This window comes from Streptomyces sp. RLA131, from assembly GCF_056270125.1.
The window spans coordinates 8357866-8376869 of the sequence record NZ_JBWDOQ010000002.1 but is presented as its reverse complement, the minus strand read 5'-3'; the positions used below and the strand labels follow the sequence as shown (position 1 = coordinate 8376869).

Here is a 19004-nt window from a genome sequence, read left to right as displayed (position 1 = left end):
GGGTCGGGACGGTAGACAGGCGGGATGACCCGGGGTGATCTCACGGACGATGAGTGGACTGTGTTCGAACCGCTGCTGCCGCTGGGCGAACGCGGTCCCATTCCTGACCTGCGCAGGCTCGTCAACGGCGTGATGTGGCGGTTCCGTACGGGCGGTCCGTGGCGGGACATGCCCGAGCGGTACGGGCCCTGGTCCACCGTCTACGGGCGGTTCCACCTGTGGGCCGGGTCCGGGGTCTTCCAGAGGCTGATGGAAGCGGTGATCGCCGAGGCCGCCGCGCGTGGTCAGGTGGACCTCGGCTTAGTGAGCGTGGACTCCACCGTGGCCCGGGCCCACCACCATGCCGCCGGGATGACGGTCGATGCGGAGCTGCTCGAAACCCTGGAGAAGGCCGTCGCGGAGGAAAAGGGGCTTCGCCAAAGGGACAGAACGCCCCGGTAGCCGGGCCGGACGGGCAGGAGGCTGCCGCCCGCGAGGAGCGACGGCGCCTGCGTCGGCGCCGCAAGGCCCGGCTCCGGGCCGCTGAACTGGGGCGCTCGCGCGGCGGGCTGACCAGCAAGGTGCACCTGTCGGCGGACCGCCGCTGCCGCCCGCTGTCCTTCGTCCTCACCCCCGGCCAGGCCGCCGACAGCCCCCGCTTCACCGCCGTCCTGGAACGCATCAGGGTCCGGGGCCCGGTCGGCCGGCCCCGCACCCGCCCCGCCGCCGTGGCCGCGGACAAGGCGTACTCCTCCCGCGCCAACCGCGCCTACCTGCGCAGACGCAGGATCCGGGCGGTGATCCCGGAGAAGACCGACCAGACGGCCAACCGCAAGAACAAGGGACGCCGGGGCGGGCGGCCCCCCGTCCATGACACCGAGCTCTACCGCGACCGCAACACGGTGGAACGCTGCATCAACAAGATCAAGGACTGGCGCGGGCTCGCCACCCGCTACGACAAGACCCCGGACAGCTACCTCGCCGGACTCCACCTACGCGGCGCGGTCATCTGGCTCCGGAGCCTCACATGAAGATCCCAACTCGGCACAGTCCCTAGAGGGTCATCTGAGAGACGAAGATCGGCAGGTGGGGGTCGGGTGTGGTGTCGGCCGAGACCGTCCGTGTAATCCTGGTCGAGTATTACGTCACCGAGCACGGCACACGCGTCTTTGGAATCGTTCCCGAGGCGGAGGAGCCGGAAGTCCTCACCGTCGGGCTGACGCGAGCAGAGTTACGGGCTTCGGCCGACGACTTCTACGCCCTTTTGCGCGGCGAACGGTTCCCGACCTCGTCTACCTTGTCCCGCATGATGCGCTGCACCGGCTACCGCTCCATGCCATCCCCCTCGACGGCACCCCACTCGCCGACCGGAACCCCATCGCACTGACACCCAGCGCGTCCGTGCTGCGGTATTGCTGGTCTCGACGGAAGGCGACGCGTTCGTCGGTGCTCGTGGTGGCCGACCCGCCCGGCGATCTGCCCATGGCCTTCACACACACGCAGGCCACAGCGGTCAGCGGGCTGTTCGCCGAGCCTGAGGTACTCGTCGGTGACCAGGCTTCACGGGCCGGATTACTGGAGCGGCTGCGTGCGGGGAACGGGTCGCCCGACATTCTGCACTTCATAGCCCACGGTGTGTTCGAGCCGGACGAGCCGATGCGCTCGGGCGTCGAACTGGCCGATGGCAGGCTGACGGCTGAGGACGTCCTCGGCCTGTCTCTAGCGGTGGACCTGGTCGTGCTCGGCTCGTGCGAGAGCGGCCTCAGCGACCGGCGTCCCGGCGACGAGTTGATCGGGCTCACCCGAGCTCTTCTGTACGCGGGGGCGGCATCCACCCTGGTGTCGTTGTGGCGGGTCGACGAGTTGTCCACCGGCTTGCTGCTAACCCGCTTTTACAGGGAGTTGCGGGCGGGTACCAGCAAGGCGGAATCACTACGCCGTGCCCAGGCCTGGCTGCGTGGGCTGACCCATACCGATGTCCTTCGCCACGCACGGGACGTCCGGTCCACCCTCACAGACGACCCTCGTCTTGAGACGACACTCCTGCTGGAGGAAGCCCGGCTCCTCGCCTGTTCGGGCGACGTCGGCACCGCGTTGCAGATCTACGACAAGCTGTGCGCCGCCCCCGCGCTGGACGACGGTCTGCGCGCCGCCGCCCGGGTACAGGCCGGCCAGGTGCGACTCGCCCGGCCGATCTTCGAGCGGCGTTCCGGAGACGAGAGGGCCTTCGCCGATCCATACCACTGGGCGCCGTTCGTGCTGACGGGAGACTGGTGCTGATGACCCCCGACCGTATGGTGTCCGACCTCATGAGCACCGACTTCCGTACCGCGCATACCCAGCCGAACGGTCCGAACCGGCCTGCCTCTTTCATAGTCCTGCTGGACGAGGTGGGCATCCCGCTGGGGCTGCTGGGGCCCGACGGTGAGGGGCCGGTCCTGGTGGTCTCCGCGAACATGGACCTCGTCACGCTGCTCACCTCTGCCGACGTTCTCGATGTGCTGGAGGAGACGGCCGGGGTGGTGGTTGTGCAGGCCGGGGCCGTGGCAGGCGTAGTGTCGGTGGCCGCGTTGCGTGAGGAGGCGAGCAGGTTCCTGGAGACGTCAGGAGCCCAGCTCGGGGTGGACTCACAGCCGTTCGGGAGGCCGACGGACTTCCCCGATCCGGTCCGCATCGCATGCACTGCCTGCGGCAAGGAAAACAAGTTCGAGTACTACAGCCAGGCGAAGATCTACTGCTGCCAGCACGGCCCCCATGACCTGGTGCCGTCGTCCCGTCGTGGCGGCACCTGATGGGCGTGCTCGACACAGCTGCGGGGGTCCTCGAACAGCGCATCCTGCGTGCGGTGTTCATGCCTGTGCTCGGATTCCTCATCGCCCTCGGCGGGCTGGTGGTCGCCGGCGTCGGCTGGACGACGTCCGTCCGGTGGTGGGCGGCCTTGGACGGCTCGGCACGGCTGGCGCTCGTGGGCGTGCTGCTGGTGGCGGCCCTCCTGCTCAGCCAGCTCGTCGCGGCGCAGCGCACCGCGTTGTTCCGCCTGCTGGAAGGCTACTGGCAAAGGCTTCCGCCCGCACTCACCGACAGAGGTCTCCGCCGCCAGCGCGCGATCGACGGCGGGCTCACCATCGACGATCCCCGCTGGCACCTCTACCCCCGCGACAACCGGCTCCTGCTGCCCACGACGTTCGGCAACATCATGCGCGGGGCGGAGCAATACAGCGCCGACCGGTACGCCATCCGAGCGATCAACGCGTGGCCCCGGCTGTACCCGACACTCCCCGAGCCGTTCCAGCACACCCTTGCCGCGGCGCTCGGCGAACTGGAATTCGCCGTGACCATGTGTTCCCTGGGCGTGGCCTTCGCGCTGGCGAGCACCGGCATCGCCGTTTGGCTGCCGCCCTGGTACGCCGTGGCTCTGTGCTGGTGGGGCGGATTCCTGGTGGCATGGCTCGGCTACCGAGCCGCCATCGGTGCGGCCGAGGCGTACAGCCAGCTCTTCCGGACGGCCTTCGACGTCTATCGATGGTCCTTGGTCGGGACCGTGGGCCTGCGCCGTCCCTCCCGTCACGAGGACGAGCCCGCCCTGTGGCGAGCGCTCGACCGGCTCTGGATCAGGAGCGGGGTGCATTCCCACGAGTCCGCTCTCCTCGACCACATGGGCTCCGGGTTCGAGTGCCCGCCCCTGCCGCCGCCCCCCGCACAACCGGACCGCCGCGCGGATCCGGATGATTCCACACAGGACGACACGCAGAGGGAGGAGCCCTTACGGCCCGTCAGGAGGCGCTGGCCCGTGATCGTCGCGGTCCTGGGACTAGTGTTTGGCGGGGCGACCGCCGCTCAGGCCCGGGCCGAACCGACGACCACGCAGCGAGCCGTGCGGCCTTACCGGACACTGGCCCTGGCCGACCTGCGCGGCGACCATGCTCGCAACTTCGTCGGCCGCTACCCGCTGCGCCCCCTGACTGCGCCGAACCCTGATCGGGAGATGCATAAAGGATTCATATAAAGCTGCTATGCTTCAGGCATGAGTCGCCGAGACGCCGCGCACGGCGCTTCCGATGCCATCGGGTCAGCCCTCTACGGTCTGGCCACCAGGGCCGTGAGACGCCTTCCCCGCGACATGAGCCTGACGTCCGCCGCCACCTTGGCCACCCTGGACAAGACCGGCCCGCGACGGATCACCGATCTGGCGGTGGCCGAGGGCGTCACCCAGCCCGCGATGACCGTCCTGGTCCGGGTGATGGAGGAATCCGGGCTGGTCGAGCGGAAGGGCGATCCGTCCGACAAGCGGGTCACGCTGGTGTGCCTGACCGAGGCCGGCGCGTCGTACGTCCGGACGCGACGCCAGGCGGGCGTCGACGCGTACGCGCGGTTGATCGACGAACTCACCGGTGACGAGGTCGAGGCCTTGGCCGCAGCCCTTCCGGCGCTGCTGCATCTGGCGGAGCTCGAAAGCCACGCCCGAGAGGAGTCGGACCGGTGACCGCGGCCCAGGCTCATGACCAGCCCATGAGCACTGCCCTGATACGTTCCGAGGCACGTCTGCTGGTCCCCGCCCTGATGTTCATCGCCCTGGTCGTGGCGGCGGTCGCCAGCCTCGGGACGCCGCTCATCACCAGCGTGGCGACCACGTTCCACGTCTCCCTCGACAGCGCGCAGTGGACGCTGACCATCGCCCTGCTCAGCGGCGCCGTCGCCACACCCGTCCTCGGCCGGCTCGGAGCCGGTCCGCACCGGCGGGCCACGATTCTCGCCACGCTGGCGATCGTCGTCGTCGGCAGCGCGCTCACCGTGCTGCCGCTGCCGTTCGCCTGGCTGCTCGTGGGCAGAGCGGCCCAAGGCGTCGGACTCGGTCTCACGGCGCTGATGATGGGCGTGGCCCGCGACCATCTTCCCGAGGAGCGCAGCGCGGCCACGATCGCCCTGATCTCAGTGGTCTCCATCATCGGAGCCGGCGTCGGCTACCCGCTGGCCGCGCTGCTCGCCGAGTTCGGCGGACTGCGGGCCGCCTACGGCCTCGGCCTGCTCGTCACCGCCATCGCCTTCGTGACCGCGTGGCGCTCCATGCCCGCAGCTCCCGAAGGCCGCTCCGCTCACGTGAACGTGGCCGGTGCGCTCGTCCTGGCAGGTGGACTGCTCCTCGTCCTGTTCCTGGCCGGCGAGAGGAGCCTGTGGAGTCGACACCTCGCCGTGGCGGTGACCCTTGCCGTCGCCGCCGTACTCCTGCTCTGCGTCTGGACCGTTTCCGAACTGCGAACCAAGACGCCCCTGGTCGACGTCCGGGCGGTACGGCACCCGGCGGTCGCCGGGGCGAACATCGCCATGTTCGTCGGCGGGAGCGGCATGTACCTCCTGCTCACGCTCATCACCCGCTACGCGCAGACGCCGCACAGCGCCGGCTACGGCTTCGGACTGACCACCTTCGTGGCGGGGCTGGTCCTCATCCCGTTCTCCGTGCTGGGGTTCGTCGCCGGCAAGCTCACGCCGCGGGTCCGCGAACGGATCGACGGCCCCCTGCTCCTGGCCGGCAGCGCCGCCATCGTCGGCGGCGGGTTCGTCCTGTTCGCCACCGCCCGGTCCAACCTGGCCGAACTGCTCGCGGCCATGGGCGTGCTGGGCTTCGGCGTCGGCAGCTTCTCGGCCGCCATGCCCGGCGTCATCCTGGCCGTCACCCCCAAGAGCGAGACGTCGAGCGCCATGAGCTTCAACTACGTCGTCCGCAGCGTCGGGTACTCCCTGGGCAGCGCCATCGGCGGTCTGGTCCTGGCCGCCGGCACCACCACGGGCCGCCTCTTCCCGAACGACAACGCCTACACGACTGCGGCGCTGGTCGGCGTCGCCGCGATGGCGATCACGACGATGGCCGGCCTCGCCCTCGCCCGCCGACGCTCACCCGAGACCAATCCGATCACAGCCCCAGTCGGTGTGCCGGGCCTGGGCCGGTCGAGTCGAACCGGAAGCTGAGGATCGAAGCCGTCCGACTTCGACGCCGTCTCCGTCGGCTCGCTGACCCACAGCGCGCCGGCCATGGATCTGAGCATGCTTCTGAGCATCAATTCCGAACACAGGAGGTACCGTGGTCAAGGGCTATTGGGTCAGCGCCTACCGCACCATTGCGGACCCCGAGAAGCTGGCTGCCTACAACAAGCTGGCTGGTCCAGCCGTCGAGGCCGCGGGCGGGCGGCTGCTCGCCCGCGGCAGCCGGGTCGTCGCACACGACGCCGGAATCGCCGAGCGCACCGTCCTGATCGAGTTCGACAGCTTCGAACAGGCGGTCGCCGCACATGCGAGTGCGGCCTACCAGGAGGCGCTGGCCGCACTTGCTGACGGCGTCGAGCGCGACTTCCGCATCATCGAAGGCCTCGACTGACGATCGAGGCTGCGTCGGCGACGAACACGAAGCCGACTGCGGGGATCACCCCGGCTCGTCAGCGCGCCGCACCGTCGCGAACAGCGTCAGGCCAGTGGCATCGGCGGTGATGTCCAGTCCGGCGACGGTTCCCGGCGGCGCGGCGGCACGGACGTGGGCCTCGATGTCGGCGGGGGTGCGTTCGACGAGGTTCCAGCGGCCGATGTCGGTCATCAGGGCGGCGTAGGGGTTCGGGATCGCGATGTTGGAGAGGTAGAACGTGCCTCCGGGGCGGCACAGGCGGGACGGAATGGTGCGGACCAGGGCTCGGGCGAAGCGTTCTTCGAGGTAGTCGAAGAGGCCTCCGGCCAGGACCAGGTCGAAGGGGCCGTGGTCGGCGGCCAAGTGGGCGGCGGTGCGCAGGACGTTGCCGGGGGCCGCGGCGGTCTGGGCGCGGGTCGCGGGCGGCAGGTGTGTGAGGGCGTACTGGAGGGCGTCGGGGTCGACGTCGTTGGGGACCAGGCGGTCGGCGGGGTGCAGGAGAGCCGGGTCGACTCGGCGCAGGTCGGCGGCGCCTCCGGACGCTATCAGCAGGATGCGGCGGCCGGTGGCGCGCGCGGGGGCCGTGCTCGGGACGTCCGCCGGGTCGCTCCCGAGTGCGGACTCGATGAGTGCGGCCTGGTAGGCGATCTTGTTGCGGTGCTGGTCGGTGATGGGAGCGTGCAGGAGGTAGTCGTCGAAGTGGTGGCCCCAGGTGCCGGGCACGCCTCCGGGCTGACCGCGCAGGATGTACTCGATGATCTCGAAGTCGCCGGCCCGGCCGCGAGCCTGCTCACGGCTCAGCTGGACCATGCCGCCGGCGTCGGCGAACATCTCGGCCAGCGGTGCCATGGCCGCCGTGACGGTGTCCTGACGGGCCGTGGCGAGCGCGGCGGGGAGTCGGCGGAGGGCGAAGTCGTCGAAGTAGCGGTGTGCGGTCGCGCGGTCTGCGCCGGCGATCTCCGGGAGTTCGGCCATGGCTTGCCGGACGAAGTCGGCCGGCGCGGTAGGGCCGACTGTCTGATCCGCCGTGATCGCCTGATTCAGCGGTCCCGGCGGCGCGGGTAAGTCCGACGGTTCGGTCGTCTCAACGTCGATGTGTGGACGATCACGCAATTCCCCAGGGGCTGTCCGGCTGAGGCGGCCCAGGCGAGCCGCCGTGTCAGTCCGCTGCCGTGTGCTCGGTCGGGAGTGAGAGGCGGATGCGGCGCCGTGCCGGGTCCACTTCGGCGATCCGTGCCGTCAGCTCGTCGCCGACCTGGATGTCGCGGTCGCCGCCCAGCTGTGACAACTCGGAGTTGTGGAGTAGACCGTCCATGCCGTCATCAACGCTCACGAACACTCCGAAGGGGACCAGCCTCGTAGCGCGTCCCCGCAGGACGCTGCCGACCTGATCGACCCATGCCAGCCAGGGGTTCGGCTGGAGGGCGATCAGGGACAGGACAGCCTGCCCGCGCATCTCGGCGTCCACGCCCAGGACTGCCGCGGTCACCTGTTGGCCCATCGTCACGACCTCTCCGCAGGAAGAGATCCACTTCCACGAGACCTCCGGCGGAGGAATGAAGCCCGCCGAAGGCTCGGGGGCTCCATCAAGGTCCACGAAGACGCCGAAGTTCTCGATCGACGTAACCACTCCCGAGCGTTCGTCCCCGCGACGGAGTGTCGCCAGAAACTCTCTCAACACCGGGGAAGGAAGCGGATGGGTCATGGCTGCGACCCTATGCCACCCCTATTTCAGGGGCGACCGGCACTCGTCCTATGGTCGCCGGCGTCAGACGTGGGGTTCTTTGGGCGTTTGTTCGGTCGGTAGCTGGGGCCGTTCATGATGACCTGGTGGCTGGTGTTGATCAGCCGGTCCAGGAGCGACTCGGCTACGACGGGGTTGGGGTCGCTGGGCGCCCGGTTGCTGGTGACGATCAGGGATCCCGCGATGCCCGGCTTCACCCAGATCACCGGACGCGCCAGCGATAAATGAAGACGGATATGCTTCGGCGACTCAGTAGATCGGGAGCGAAAATTGGGGGGGGCCATGGGTCGGCCGTTGCTGTTCCTCGATGTCGACGGACCCCTGAATCCGTATGCGGCAAAGCCTGAGAAGCGCCCCGAGGGCTACACCACCCTCCGCATCCCGCAGGAGAGCGGGGCAACTGGGGAGCCTGGGAGACTGCGGACCCACAGGAGGCCACTGCGGGCCACGGTTTCGGCGGCCTTCACCGACTGGGAGTCGATGACGGTGGCCACGGCCCTGGGCGCCCGGCCCATCTCTCGGCGGATGCGCTTGCGGAGCTGGTCGCGGATCTGCCCGACGACGCCCGCGGCCACCCAGCGGGCCATGGATCCGTAACGCGTGCGCCAGGGTGGGAAGTCTTCGGGCAGGGCCCGCCACTTGCAGCCGGTGTCCACGACGTAGCGGATCGCGTCCACGATCTCCCGGCGGGGGTGCTTCTCCGGGCGGCCGCCGGTCGGGGTGTCGCAGGCCGGCGTAGGCAGCAGGCGGTCGATCAGGACCCACTCGTCGTCCCACGTGTCGGAGGGGTAGCAGCGTCGCCGTGGCAACGGCCTCTCCTCCCTCAAGACGGGGTGGAGCCGGCCAGGCGTCGGTGTGGTCAGCGATGACGTCGAGGTGCCGCAGCTAAAGCCCGTGGCGGTGTGGCAGTGGGTCCGGCATCATCCCCGTGTGATTGTGATGCAACCCGTTCTGGAAATCTTCGCTGCCGACAACTTCGCGCTCTGGCCGGTTGGCGAACACGAGTCGTACGGCTACCTCGTGCTGGACGGGGAGCTGACTCCGGCGGATGTCGGCACGGCGGTTATGCGGATCGCCGACTGCAACGACTTCGAGCCGGAGGAGGAGCACGGGCCGTGCCCGACCGACCCGGTCGGCGCGTTCCTGCACGGGCTGCTCACCATGCCCGACTTGTTCGCCGCCGGCGGGTTCCGGGTGACCGACAACGCCACCGGCAGCATCTTCGTCGAGCCGGGCTGCTGCAGCGGCCTGGAGACCTGGCGGGACTGGTTGGAGGTGCTCGACGGCACCGGCTGCTCCGACTTCGGCCACGACCCGTCCTCGGTGGCCGAACGCGTCGGCGACACCGTCCGGCTGACTCTCGACGCCCACGCGAAGGACGGCAGCCCGGTGATCGAGCTGCCAGTAGACCAGGTACGCGCGCTCGTCGCCGGTGCCCAGCAGGACTTGCGGGACTTCCTCAGCCTTGCCGGAACCTGGGCCGAACAACACCTGCCGGCACACGCCGCCGGCGTCACCGCCGCCCTGGCCCGGGCACTGGACCTGGGGCCCACACAATGACCAGCTTCCTGACCCACCGAGCGCGCGTGCACGACGCCCGGCTCCCCCTCCGCCGCCGGCACAGCGCGCTGCGGACCTGCATCACCCTCTTCGCGCCCTACGGCTTCCGGGCGACCTACCACCACCTCACACTCAGCGCCCGGATCCCCCGGCGACTGGAGGCGGACCCACCCGCACTGGTGCGGGCGGTCGAGGAACTGCATGAGGCGCGGGTGCTGTGGCTCGCGCGGGCGGAAGAGTACGCGACGCAACGCCAGGCGGAGAAGCGGGCCGGGCGGCGGGCCGTAGCGAACCCGCGACCGTGGTGGCTGCGGAGCAGGTGGGACGGCCCGGACCGCGCCTGGTACGAAGACCCGTTCCGCCACCCGTCACTGCGACTGTCCGACTACGTCCGGCGACAGAACGTGATTCTGGACGGCGCCGATCTCCCAGGCTGCCCGGCCTGCGGGGACGAGGGACCGCTGGAGTCGAACTCGACCGGGCACGGCTGGGTCGAGCTGTGCCGTGGGTGCGCGTGGGCGCCGGTGCGCTGTCCGTGCGGGCAGCGGCACCGGCTCGTCCCGGAGATCCCGTACGGCTGGAACGAGATCTGGCAGCGGGCGCACATGAGCGATGACGGCATGCCGAACCCGTACTGGCCCCCCAGGCTAGCCAGTTGGCTGCGGCACGGTGAACGCCCGGGAAGCCAGATCCCGTCAACTACGGCGAACCCGCGCGCGGGTTTCTGACGAGCAGTGGTCGGTGCTGAAGCCGTTGTTGCCGGTTGTTATGTTGGGGCGACCGCCGTTGGGCAGGCGGAGCCCAATCGACGGGATCCGGTGGCGGGTACCAACTGGTGTTCCGTGGCGGGATCTGCCGTCGGAGTACGGTCCGTGGCAGACGGTCTACGGTCACTTTCGCCGCTGGCAGCGTGACGGCACCTGGTTCGTCCTGCTGACCGGGCTGCAAGCCCGGGCGGATGCAGCCGGGCTGATCACGTGGGAGGTCGACGTCGACTCCACGATCTGCCGGGCTCATCAACACGCTGTAGGCGCCCGCCGTGACGGTCAGGTCCAGAAGGAACCGCCGGGCGGCGGCCGCCCTGAGCCCGACGATCACGGCCTGGGCCACTCCCGCGGCGGCTTCACCACCAGGATTCACCTGGTCTGCGAGCAAGGCCAGCGGCCACTGTACCTACTGGTCACAGCAGGCCAGCGCGGCGACAGTCCCCAGTTCGCCGCCGTCCTGGACAGCATCCGAGTGCCCCGTATCGGGGTGGACCGTCCCCGTGTCCGCCCTCTGCGAGTGCGGGGCGACAAGGCGTATTCGTCCCGGGCCAACCGGGCCTACCTGAGAAGGCGCGGGATCCGGTGCACGATTCCTGAACCCGCCGACCAGGCGGGCCACCGCAAGCGCCGCGGGAAGGCCGGCGGGCGGCCTCCGGCTTTCGACCGTGAGGACTACAAGGCCCGGCACGCGGTCGAGTGCGCAATCAACCGCCTGGAGCGGAACCGGGCGGTGGCCTGCCGCTTCGACAAACCTGCGGTCCGCTTCGCGGCCACCGTCCTCGTTGCCGCGATCAACGAATGGCTGTGACCAACCAATGGTCGTTGACCGGCACAGCCGGAGCTGGTGCTCACCTCCGCGATACCTCGTAAGCCTCGCGGACGGCCGCAGGGATACGCCCACGATCATTTACGAGATAGCCGTTGGCGCGTGCCCAGAGGCGTATCGGCTCGTCTTCCGGGCGGGGTTCGAGACTCCGGGGTCGAGCGGACCAACCGGGGCCGCTCCAGTCTCCCGAGGACACCCCTTCCAGCCGGTCCGCTGTCTCTTGGAAGAAGGCGAACAACGAGGCGTATACGCCCTCCTCGGGACCGTATGCCTCGTCCCAGGTTCCGATGGTTCCGCTGAGCGTGTCCAAGAACGTCCCGTAGAGACCGTCGCTCTCCGCGGCGATGGGCACCCACTCACGACGCCAGAACGGGTGGTCGGGGTCTGCGGACGGCTCCATCTCCTCCAAGCCCATCCGGCTGAGGTAGACCCGCTGAATATCCGTCAGCCCGAGAAGGATATGGCCGCCGGGGATGTCGATCTCGCACCCCAGCGCCACCAGACAGGACTGAGCGTCGGGTTGCCTGCCGGCATCGATGTCGTTCGCCAGCAGCCACTGCCGCATCTCCGCCGACAGGTCCAGACCCATGCGCAGTTCGGCTTCCCTGATTGCCGCATGGCTCCCCGGGCCGCCGAGCGCAGCGAGAGTTTCAGGGTCGTCGCGTTCAAGCCACGCGGTTACCCGGCCCCACGCCTCTCTCACGTCTCCTGTCTCGTGCATCGGAGTTCCGCTCATGCGTGATCTCCACCTCGGCAGGATGCGCACATACGTGGAGCAGACCCACCCATAGCGCTGGCTCGCAGGGCACGTTGCCCGGTCTCCCGGACTGTGAAGTTGTCCTCTTGGGGAGGCGACGACCGCTGATGATCCATGGGAGAACCGTATGCGGGACCACTGACAGTGACCGACGCGGAACGAGTTTCTGCAGATTTCTACGGTACACAGCTCGCCCCCTGAGCACGCCACCAGCTTCTCAAACGCTCCCTGGTGCTGGATTCCGCTTTCGCTGGGTATAGCTCTCCCGTGACTCCGGATCGAACACAGGAAACCGCCTGCGCCCGACCCAGTACAGCCGCCCCCTCCAGCGGGCATTCTTCCTGTCGAGCCAGGTCGCGTGCTTGACCGTGGGGACGTGGGAGAACGAGACGTACCTGCGCAAGTACAAGGGCTACACGCACGACAAGGGCCGACACAAGAAGGCGGTCATCGCTGTCGCCCGCCAACGAGTCTCCATCCTGTGGGCCATGCTCCGCGACGGCCGGCTCTACGAGAGGGACTACAACCCCCGTGAGAAGGCGGCCGGAGCGGTTCAGGAGGCTTGACTAAACCCATTAAGACGATGTCTCATGTGGTGAGTTTGGCGAGTTTTTTGTAGCAGGTCAGTGCGGCGGCGAGGCCGATGAAGGCGAGGAAGTGACTGCCCTTGCGTTCGTACCGGACAGTGAGGCGGCGGTAGCCGAACAGCCAGGAGATGGTGCGTTCGATCTTCCAACGGTGGCGTCCGAGTCGTTCGGAGGACTCGATGCCCGGGCGTGCGATTCGCGTGATGATGCCGCGTTTCCGCAGCCAGAGCAGGGTGTCGGCGGAGTGGTACGCCTTGTCGGCGCGGAACTTGCCGGGGCGCCTGCGGCGCGGTCCGCGCCGGGACCGTACGGCCGGTATCGCCTTCACGAGCGGCTTGAGGGCCTGGCTGTCGTGAGTGTTGGCCCCGGAGACGGCTACCGCCAGCGGAATGCCCTCGCCTTCGGACAGGACATGTAACTTGCTGCCGGACTTGCCGCGATCGACCGGGTTCGGCCCGGTCAGCGAGCCCCCCTTTTCGCCCGTACCGAGGCGGCATCGATGATCACCGAGGACCAGTCCAGCTCGCCCCGGGCTCCCAGCTCGTCCAGCACCGCCCGGTGCAACCGCCGCCACACCCCCGCCTTCGTCCAGGCCGTGAACCGCCGGTGCGCGGTAGCCGGCGACACCCCGAACGTCGGCGGCAAATGCCGCCACGCACAGCCGCTGGTCAGCACGTACACCACAGCCGTGAACACCGCCCGCTCGTCCAACGGCGCACTCCCACCACCCTGCGGACGCGGCACGAACGACGGCAGCAGAGGAGCAGCCAGTTCCCACAACCCGTCAGGAACCAGCCGCTGCGACAGATCAACACCCACGAAGAACAATGATGCCGCACCTCACGGCATCACCACATGAGACATCGTCTAAGAGTCCAAAAGCCGCCAGTTCTTGATCTTGGCGGGTGTGGTGGTCGGTCAGCTCAACGCAGGCTGGCAGCCAGGAGTGCGTTGACGCGATTCTCGTACTCGCGGCGGGCCTTGCGCTGGGCCGGGAGCGCCGCGGTGCCGTCGAGGACCTGGCAGAGGTGGGTCGGGTCGCCAGACGAAGCGACCAGATGCCCCCTGGCAGTGAGCTCGACGGCGCCGGTCGCCTCGCCGGATCTTCCCCCCTTTTCCCGAGCGCGGCAAAACATCGCCGGCAGCCAAGGGCGGGCTCGCCATAAGGCAGGCGGGCACCGGGAGCGCAATTAGCGATATACGGAACGGCGGAATGCATGATACGCCATACGGTCAGCCGTCATGGATTCAGTCGTAGGGCCATGGCTTACCAAGTAAGTCAAGACTTACCTTTAGGGAACTTTGACCGTATGGTGTGGCTCGAATCGAAGGAGTCCCCTGTTGTCGAAAATGAATGATCCCGTTGTGCGCGCGGTTGAATCGGAGCGGGATTATGTGTCCTCCTTATATGAGTTGCTCACCGAGCGGCTTTCCGAGGCGCGAGTACACCGAGCGAGTGTGCTGAAGGCCCCGGCGGGAAGCGCCGGTGAGGCATACGAGAGAGAAATCGCCGCCGAGCGTCTGGCCAAGGAAATCGGCCGGCTGGAGGGCGCCGAAAAGGGGCTGGTCTTCGGGCGCATCGACTGGACGGACGGCACGGCCCTGCGCATCGGGCGGATCGGACTGCATACGGAGGAGGATGACCTGCCTCTGCTCGTGGACTGGCGCGCGAACGCGGCGCGGCCCTTCTACGAGGCGACACCGGTCCACCCGATGGACCTGCGGCGGCGCCGGCACCTGCGCCTCGAGGAGCGCACGGTCATCTCGGTGAGCGACGAACTGCTGGACGGGACCGCCCCGACCGACAAGGACGTCGTGGGGGACGGCCCGTTGACCGAGGCTCTGTCGGCACGGCGTACGGGCAGGATGCACGCGGCCGTCGCGACGCTGCAGGCCGAGCAGGACGAGATCATCCGCTCCGCCCACCGTGGGGTGACCGTGGTGCAGGGCGGGCCCGGCACCGGCAAGACGGTGGTCGCCCTGCACCGGGCGGCCTATGTCCTGTACGCGTTCCCGCGCGCCGCGGAGGAGGGTGTCCTGGTGGTGGGCCCGAACGCCCGGTTCCTCGACTACATCTCCCAGGTCCTTCCCTCGCTCGGAGAGAACGACGTCGTTCTGGCGACCTGCCGGGAACTGGCCGGAGTGTCCACGGACACGGTGGACCCGTTCGATACGGCGCGTCTCAAGGGCAGCTCCGACCTCGCCGACGCCTTGGCCGGCCTGCTGCGCGTCCACCAAGCCCCCGCCGGTGACTTCACCGTGCGGGTCGGACAGGAACTGGTTCACCTGTCCGGTGAGGAAGTCGCCACGGCACGCGACGCCGCCGTGGCAGCCGCACCGGGGCACAACCCCGCGCGCCAGGTGTTCAGGGAGCTCTTGGTCGACGCCGTCACCGACGCGATGCAACGAGACATGGGCGACCTCCTGGAGCAGATCGACGCCGATGCCGCCAGGATGACGGGCATGGACCTCGACCGGTTCACGGGAGCCGCCCAGCGCCGTGCCGAAGGTGCGGCCGACTCGGGTCCGGTCCACGAGCTGGACCTGGACGCCATCCGAGCCGATCTCCTCGACGACGCCGGCGTCGACCGAGCGGTCGAGGTGTTGTGGCCGCGGCTGGTACCCGGTGACCTCGTGAAGGCGCTCCTGACGAACGCCGGCGCTCTCGCCGAGCGCCTGCCCCGCCTGACCACGCAGGAGCGGTCCCTTCTGCTGCGCGGCCCGGACGACCCGTGGACCGATGCCGATGTGCCGTTGCTGGACGAGGCGGCGAGCCTGGTCGACGGCCCCCCAGAGCAGACGTACGGGCACGTCGTCGTCGACGAGGCGCAGGAACTGACCGCCATGCAGTGGCGGATGATCGTCCGCCGCTGCCCGGCCAGGGCGATGACGCTGGTGGGTGACTTCGCCCAGGCAGGCCCGGTCGCGACAGCACGCGACTGGAAGGAAGCACTGAGCCCCCACGTCGGACCGCGGTTCAAACTGCACAACCTGACCGTCAGCTACCGCACCACGCAGGAGATCCTGGAGAGCGTCCGGGACCTGCTCACGCGGATCGCTCCGGACCAGAGGCCCACACGGTCACTGCGAAGCGGTGAGAGCCCTCGCACCGTGACCACACCTCCGGACGGGTTGGTCACCGCCGTCGTTCAGGAACTCCGCGCCCAGAGCACCGCGCACCCGGGCGAGCTTCTGGCAGTGATCTGCGCGGACACCAGGGTGAGCGAGCTGACGGCCCAGGGCATCGCTCACCACGCACGCATCGTGCCGGCGTCCGAAGCACGCGGCCTGGAATTCGACGGAGTCGTCGTCATGAACCCCGAGGAAATCATCACGGCCCGCCCCGGTGGGGAAAGGGACTTGTACGTAGCCCTGACCCGCGCCACCAAGCGCCTCTGCACCATCACCGTCCAGCCCGCCTGACGACCCGGCGCCCGCGTCGTCGCCGCGGGCGCACCCGGCGCGTACAGACACCGGCCCGCGCGCCCGGGGCTGCTCGCCGCCTCACCGCTCGTGGCCGCACCCGGCATCACGCGGCCTGGTCCAAGCCGACGACGTTCAGATCCCCTTCGCGCAGCAGGGTGCAGTCGACGTCGAGCTTCGGGTCGTACGCGTCGGGTTCGATGCCGGGTTCGTGCCTGCTGTACTCGCCGAACCGTTTGATGTGCTCGGTCAGGTACGGCGAGATATGGGCCAGGTCCTCAGGATCGATCTCCCATCCCTCTTCCAGCAGCTGGCGGACCATCTCGGAGATGTCCAGGGCATTGTGGAAGATCACCGCATTCGTGAGCAGAGAGTTGAACTTCATCGTCTTCTCCTGCTCGACGGGGTCGTTGTCTGCGAGTACGCCCTGGTTGCCGAAGCCGACCCACCGGGAGAACCGGTTGAACGACTCGACCTTGTTCGTCGCGGCCGTCACCCGCCGGCGCGGCGGCGCGTCCGCCAGATACCGCAGCAGCTGCACCGTGCGGATCACGCGGCCGACCTCGCGGAAGGCGACGTACGTGGCGTTCTTGTGCGAGCCGGACCACAGCCTCTTGAGCAGCGTCGCCGAGGAGATGGCGCCCTCGCGCAGCTCACCACTGACCGTCTATTGGACGCTGACGCGTTGGAGCCGATGCGCGCCGCGGTCGGCCGGTGGGCGGGCCGGGACTGGGTGTGGTCCGATGTGGTCGACGCTTTCGGCCCGCCGTCGGTGCTGTTCGGAGGCACCAACCCCTTCTACGGCAAGGTCCTCGGCTACGCGGCCGATGCCCCGGCACGCCGATGGTCTTCTTCCACCTGTGGAACGACACCGATCCCGGAACGGAACCGTCCTGGCCGCCCGCTCATCACGAGCCGCTGCTGCTCGCCGTCCGCTGCGGCGACGGCCCGTTCTCTGAGACCTTCACCTACACCCCGCAAGGACAGCTCCGCCGACCCGCCCACTGATTCCGTGCACGGCCAGGTCGACCGGGCGCAGTTCGGTGCGGATCCCGTACTGGCCGTAGGCGTACGTCAGGGAGAGTCAGGGTCAGGCAAGCGTCCACGCACGAGTTGGCCGGCATCGCGCCGTCGTCGCGGGCGGCCGGCCACGCGGCCTTCGCGGCAACGGGGACACGGGGACACGGCAGGCGTCCTGGCGCGGACTGGCCACCCGCTACGACAAGACTCCCACCAGTTACGCCCCTGGCGGAGCTACTGGCGGGCGCCCTACGCTGGGAGCGGCAGCAGGGTCTGCGAGTAGCTGTTGTCGTTCCAATCTTGAGGGGTGTGCGTCGAACGGGAATCTCGATCAGGTGGTTGCCGTCGACTCCGACAGGGGCGGGAACAAGGACCGCAGCAATCCTCGTTCCCGCTGGTCAGAGGAACTTTCTACTTCTCTGACCACTGCCGGACAGCACGCTTCATGAAAGCGCGAGGCTAGCCACTAATGAGTCCACCGCCGTTGCCCGGGTCTACGATTCCCAAAACGCCGACCGGCTCTGCGGCTGCGAAGAAGGCGAACTGCCCGGCGTCCGGCGGCCCCCCAGCGTTCGAGCTGGTGTGGGCGTTCGGCAACACGATGGCGGCTGCTGCTACCGCGGCCACGGCAGCCCCGATAGCAAGGCTGGCCCCTGGGCGAAGTCGTCGCTGGCTCAATTCCCTGACCTCCAATGAGTTACGCTCTGGCGCGCACCTCAGCGCGGTGACTGCCGCGCTCGGTGCTGTTCGTGCGCCCTGTCTTACCGGGGGACTACGTGCATCACCCGTAGAAGGTTCATGTACGGGTCCAAATTTACGGGCCACGGCCAGCGTCACAGTTCCGCGTCGGTCAGACGAGGTGGCCGCCCACGCCATCACGGGGCCTTCAACGATCATGGACATGCGCGTACGGTGCCGTCAAGAGGCTGGTTGCCGGTTGGGACGGCTGGCCCAGTGCGCTCTCGCCGCGGTAAGGGCACGATCATCAGCCTGGCCGCGGCTGAAGCCGATCCGCTCCTATGACCGCGGTGTGCTGTCCGAGCGCCACCTGGTGAGACGGGGGTGCCCCGGCAGTTCGGCGCGGCCGGTGGCCCACAACAGGGTGAGCCAGGGATCTGCGCCGCCCGGAGCCTCTGGAAACAGACGGGCGAGCACCCGCGAGCAGAGAGCGGAGGGCGGGGTCCAGGCAAGCGCGAAGCCTTCCGCCAGATCGTGCATGTGTACCAGCGTCTCTTGCACCCCCAGCGCCGCGAAGCCCTTCGGGGTCCGACACCCCGGCGGCGTGGTGGGCGCGGACCCGGGGCGGCGTGGTACGCACCATGACGACCAGCAGCGCGCCGCACGCCTCCAGCACCTGCACCAGGCCGGCCGGACCCGCATCACGGTCCGCGAAGAGGAATTTCGCGGGTCCGTCCGGCCTCTTCTGGCTCAACGCGAGGGCACATGGGTGTCCAGCGGTGGGCTCTGCGGCCCCGGCTGCACGGCGTAGTAGAACAGGTCGTTGGCGAGGTGCTCGGCGGTTTCCCAGCAGTCCCACTCCAGCGAACCGGCCCTACCGCCCCACCCCTCCGGAGGTGCGCCGGGTGCTCCGTCCCTGAAGTGAAGGGCTCACTGACCACCTCGACGTCGAACCGTCGCCCCTGGCCCGACTTGTCGGCGAGCCGATCAGGAAGCATCCGGGCCATGCGCTGCGCGATCTCCGTCGGCGCGTCCGGATCCGCCAGGAGAGCCACGACCGTTACGCCCTGAGACCACACCCGCATGACTCCTTCTCGTCGGCTGCCCCCGCGGTCCCAAGTGCTCACGGAATGCCCCGAGGTGGCGTCGACGCCGCGTGACACGCTGGCCCACGCCTGCAGGTGCAGGCGGTACGGCCGGATCTCCTCGTCCTTCCCGTACAGAGGGTCTGCCTTGTTCATCGGCATCACAGCCTCTACGCCACGCTGTTCG

At 68.9% G+C, this 19004-nt stretch carries 19 protein-coding genes and 3 pseudogenes; 14 read left to right on the top strand and 8 right to left on the bottom strand.

The annotated features are described in order from the left end of the window. Window positions 1–24 precede the first annotated feature (24 nt). From RWE79_RS38965 to RWE79_RS38930, 8 genes are all read left to right on the top strand, one after another. Window positions 25–1010, top strand: a protein-coding gene (locus tag RWE79_RS38965; protein WP_475938267.1) for an IS5 family transposase whose coding sequence is annotated in 2 segments (ribosomal slippage) — window positions 25–411 and window positions 414–1010 — 984 coding nt in all. Because the reading frame shifts where the segments join, the coding sequence is not laid out codon by codon here. 68 nt (window positions 1011–1078) lie between these two features. After that, entirely contained in the window at window positions 1079–1366 is a 288-nt protein-coding gene (locus RWE79_RS38960) for a hypothetical protein (protein ID WP_475946452.1), read from the top strand. Beyond that, window positions 1294–2259: a CHAT domain-containing protein gene (locus tag RWE79_RS38955; RefSeq protein ID WP_475946409.1), complete on the top strand. Its 966-nt coding sequence runs from the start codon at window positions 1294–1296 to the stop codon at window positions 2257–2259. The genes RWE79_RS38960 and RWE79_RS38955 overlap by 73 nt, the downstream gene beginning before the upstream one ends. Beyond that, window positions 2259–2771: a hypothetical protein gene (locus RWE79_RS38950; protein WP_475945426.1), complete on the top strand. Its 513-nt coding sequence runs from the start codon at window positions 2259–2261 to the stop codon at window positions 2769–2771. The genes RWE79_RS38955 and RWE79_RS38950 overlap by 1 nt, the downstream gene beginning before the upstream one ends. Then, window positions 2771–3985 carry a hypothetical protein gene (locus RWE79_RS38945; protein ID WP_475945424.1) on the top strand — a complete coding sequence of 405 codons (1215 nt, stop codon included), beginning with the start codon at window positions 2771–2773 and terminating at the stop codon, window positions 3983–3985. Before RWE79_RS38950 ends, RWE79_RS38945 begins: the two co-directional genes overlap by 1 nt. Before the next feature lie 18 nt (window positions 3986–4003). Further along, the gene (locus tag RWE79_RS38940) at window positions 4004–4462 is read left to right on the top strand and encodes a MarR family winged helix-turn-helix transcriptional regulator (protein ID WP_229876805.1); all 459 of its coding nucleotides are present in this window, start codon (window positions 4004–4006) and stop codon (window positions 4460–4462) included. Window positions 4463–4488: 26 nt separating this feature from the next. Further along, window positions 4489–5943: an MFS transporter gene (locus RWE79_RS38935; RefSeq protein WP_475945422.1), complete on the top strand. Its 1455-nt coding sequence runs from the start codon at window positions 4489–4491 to the stop codon at window positions 5941–5943. A gap of 112 nt (window positions 5944–6055) precedes the next feature. Next, complete coding sequence (locus RWE79_RS38930; protein WP_248966384.1) at window positions 6056–6349, top strand: DUF1330 domain-containing protein; 294 nt, start codon at window positions 6056–6058, stop codon at window positions 6347–6349. Window positions 6350–6394: 45 nt separating this feature from the next. Here the strand turns inward: RWE79_RS38930 and RWE79_RS38925 are convergent, their stop codons facing one another. From RWE79_RS38925 to RWE79_RS38910, 4 genes and pseudogenes are all read right to left on the bottom strand, one after another. Next, entirely contained in the window at window positions 6395–7345 is a 951-nt protein-coding gene (locus tag RWE79_RS38925) for a class I SAM-dependent methyltransferase (protein ID WP_475945419.1), read from the bottom strand. A gap of 184 nt (window positions 7346–7529) precedes the next feature. Further along, a complete protein-coding gene (locus tag RWE79_RS38920) occupies window positions 7530–8075 on the bottom strand; it encodes a S1 RNA-binding domain-containing protein (RefSeq protein WP_475945417.1) in 546 nt (181 codons plus the stop codon). Window positions 8076–8101: 26 nt separating this feature from the next. Then, window positions 8102–8290 (bottom strand): annotated as a pseudogene (locus tag RWE79_RS38915) (hypothetical protein); the annotation flags it as partial. Between the two features lie 264 nt (window positions 8291–8554). Next, window positions 8555–8923: pseudogene (locus tag RWE79_RS38910) on the bottom strand (transposase); the annotation flags it as partial. A 130-nt stretch (window positions 8924–9053) separates the two neighbouring features. Between RWE79_RS38910 and RWE79_RS38905 the strand changes: the two are divergent. The 3 genes from RWE79_RS38905 to RWE79_RS38895 are packed head-to-tail and all read left to right on the top strand — an operon-like array spanning window position 9054 to window position 11249. Beyond that, window positions 9054–9674, top strand: a complete 621-nt coding sequence (locus RWE79_RS38905; protein ID WP_475946407.1) for a hypothetical protein — start codon at window positions 9054–9056, stop codon at window positions 9672–9674. Continuing rightward, entirely contained in the window at window positions 9671–10402 is a 732-nt protein-coding gene (locus tag RWE79_RS38900) for a hypothetical protein (RefSeq protein WP_475945415.1), read from the top strand. Before RWE79_RS38905 ends, RWE79_RS38900 begins: the two co-directional genes overlap by 4 nt. A 40-nt stretch (window positions 10403–10442) precedes the next feature. Continuing rightward, a complete protein-coding gene (locus RWE79_RS38895) occupies window positions 10443–11249 on the top strand; it encodes an IS5 family transposase (protein WP_475946405.1) in 807 nt (268 codons plus the stop codon). Window positions 11250–11289: 40 nt separating this feature from the next. Here the strand turns inward: RWE79_RS38895 and RWE79_RS38890 are convergent, their stop codons facing one another. Continuing rightward, entirely contained in the window at window positions 11290–12003 is a 714-nt protein-coding gene (locus RWE79_RS38890; RefSeq protein WP_475945413.1) for an Lsr2 family DNA-binding protein, read from the bottom strand. 383 nt (window positions 12004–12386) lie between these two features. Between RWE79_RS38890 and RWE79_RS38885 the strand changes: the two genes are divergently transcribed. After that, complete coding sequence (locus tag RWE79_RS38885) at window positions 12387–12590, top strand: hypothetical protein (RefSeq protein WP_475945411.1); 204 nt, start codon at window positions 12387–12389, stop codon at window positions 12588–12590. Window positions 12591–12612: 22 nt separating this feature from the next. On the opposite strand, the gene RWE79_RS38880 is transcribed toward RWE79_RS38885, so the two are convergent. Continuing rightward, window positions 12613–13418, bottom strand: a protein-coding gene (locus RWE79_RS38880) for an IS5 family transposase (RefSeq protein ID WP_475946403.1) whose coding sequence is annotated in 2 segments (ribosomal slippage) — window positions 12613–13088 and window positions 13088–13418 — 807 coding nt in all. Because the reading frame shifts where the segments join, the coding sequence is not laid out codon by codon here. Between the two features lie 543 nt (window positions 13419–13961). Here RWE79_RS38880 and RWE79_RS38875 point away from each other — a divergent pair. Further along, window positions 13962–16034 (top strand): HelD family protein, encoded by a 2073-nt coding sequence (locus tag RWE79_RS38875; RefSeq protein ID WP_475946401.1) that lies wholly within the window; start codon window positions 13962–13964, stop codon window positions 16032–16034. 106 nt (window positions 16035–16140) lie between these two features. Here the strand turns inward: RWE79_RS38875 and RWE79_RS38870 are convergent, their stop codons facing one another. Then, a complete protein-coding gene (locus RWE79_RS38870) occupies window positions 16141–16686 on the bottom strand; it encodes a Tn3 family transposase (RefSeq protein ID WP_475946399.1) in 546 nt (181 codons plus the stop codon). A 191-nt stretch (window positions 16687–16877) separates the two neighbouring features. On the opposite strand from RWE79_RS38870, the gene RWE79_RS38865 reads away from it, so the two are divergent. Further along, the gene (locus RWE79_RS38865) at window positions 16878–17042 is read left to right on the top strand and encodes a hypothetical protein (protein ID WP_475945409.1); all 165 of its coding nucleotides are present in this window, start codon (window positions 16878–16880) and stop codon (window positions 17040–17042) included. A gap of 1029 nt (window positions 17043–18071) precedes the next feature. On the opposite strand, the pseudogene RWE79_RS38860 reads toward RWE79_RS38865, so the two are convergent. Beyond that, window positions 18072–18632: pseudogene (locus RWE79_RS38860) on the bottom strand (hypothetical protein); the annotation flags it as partial. Window positions 18633–19004: the final 372 nt, after the last annotated feature.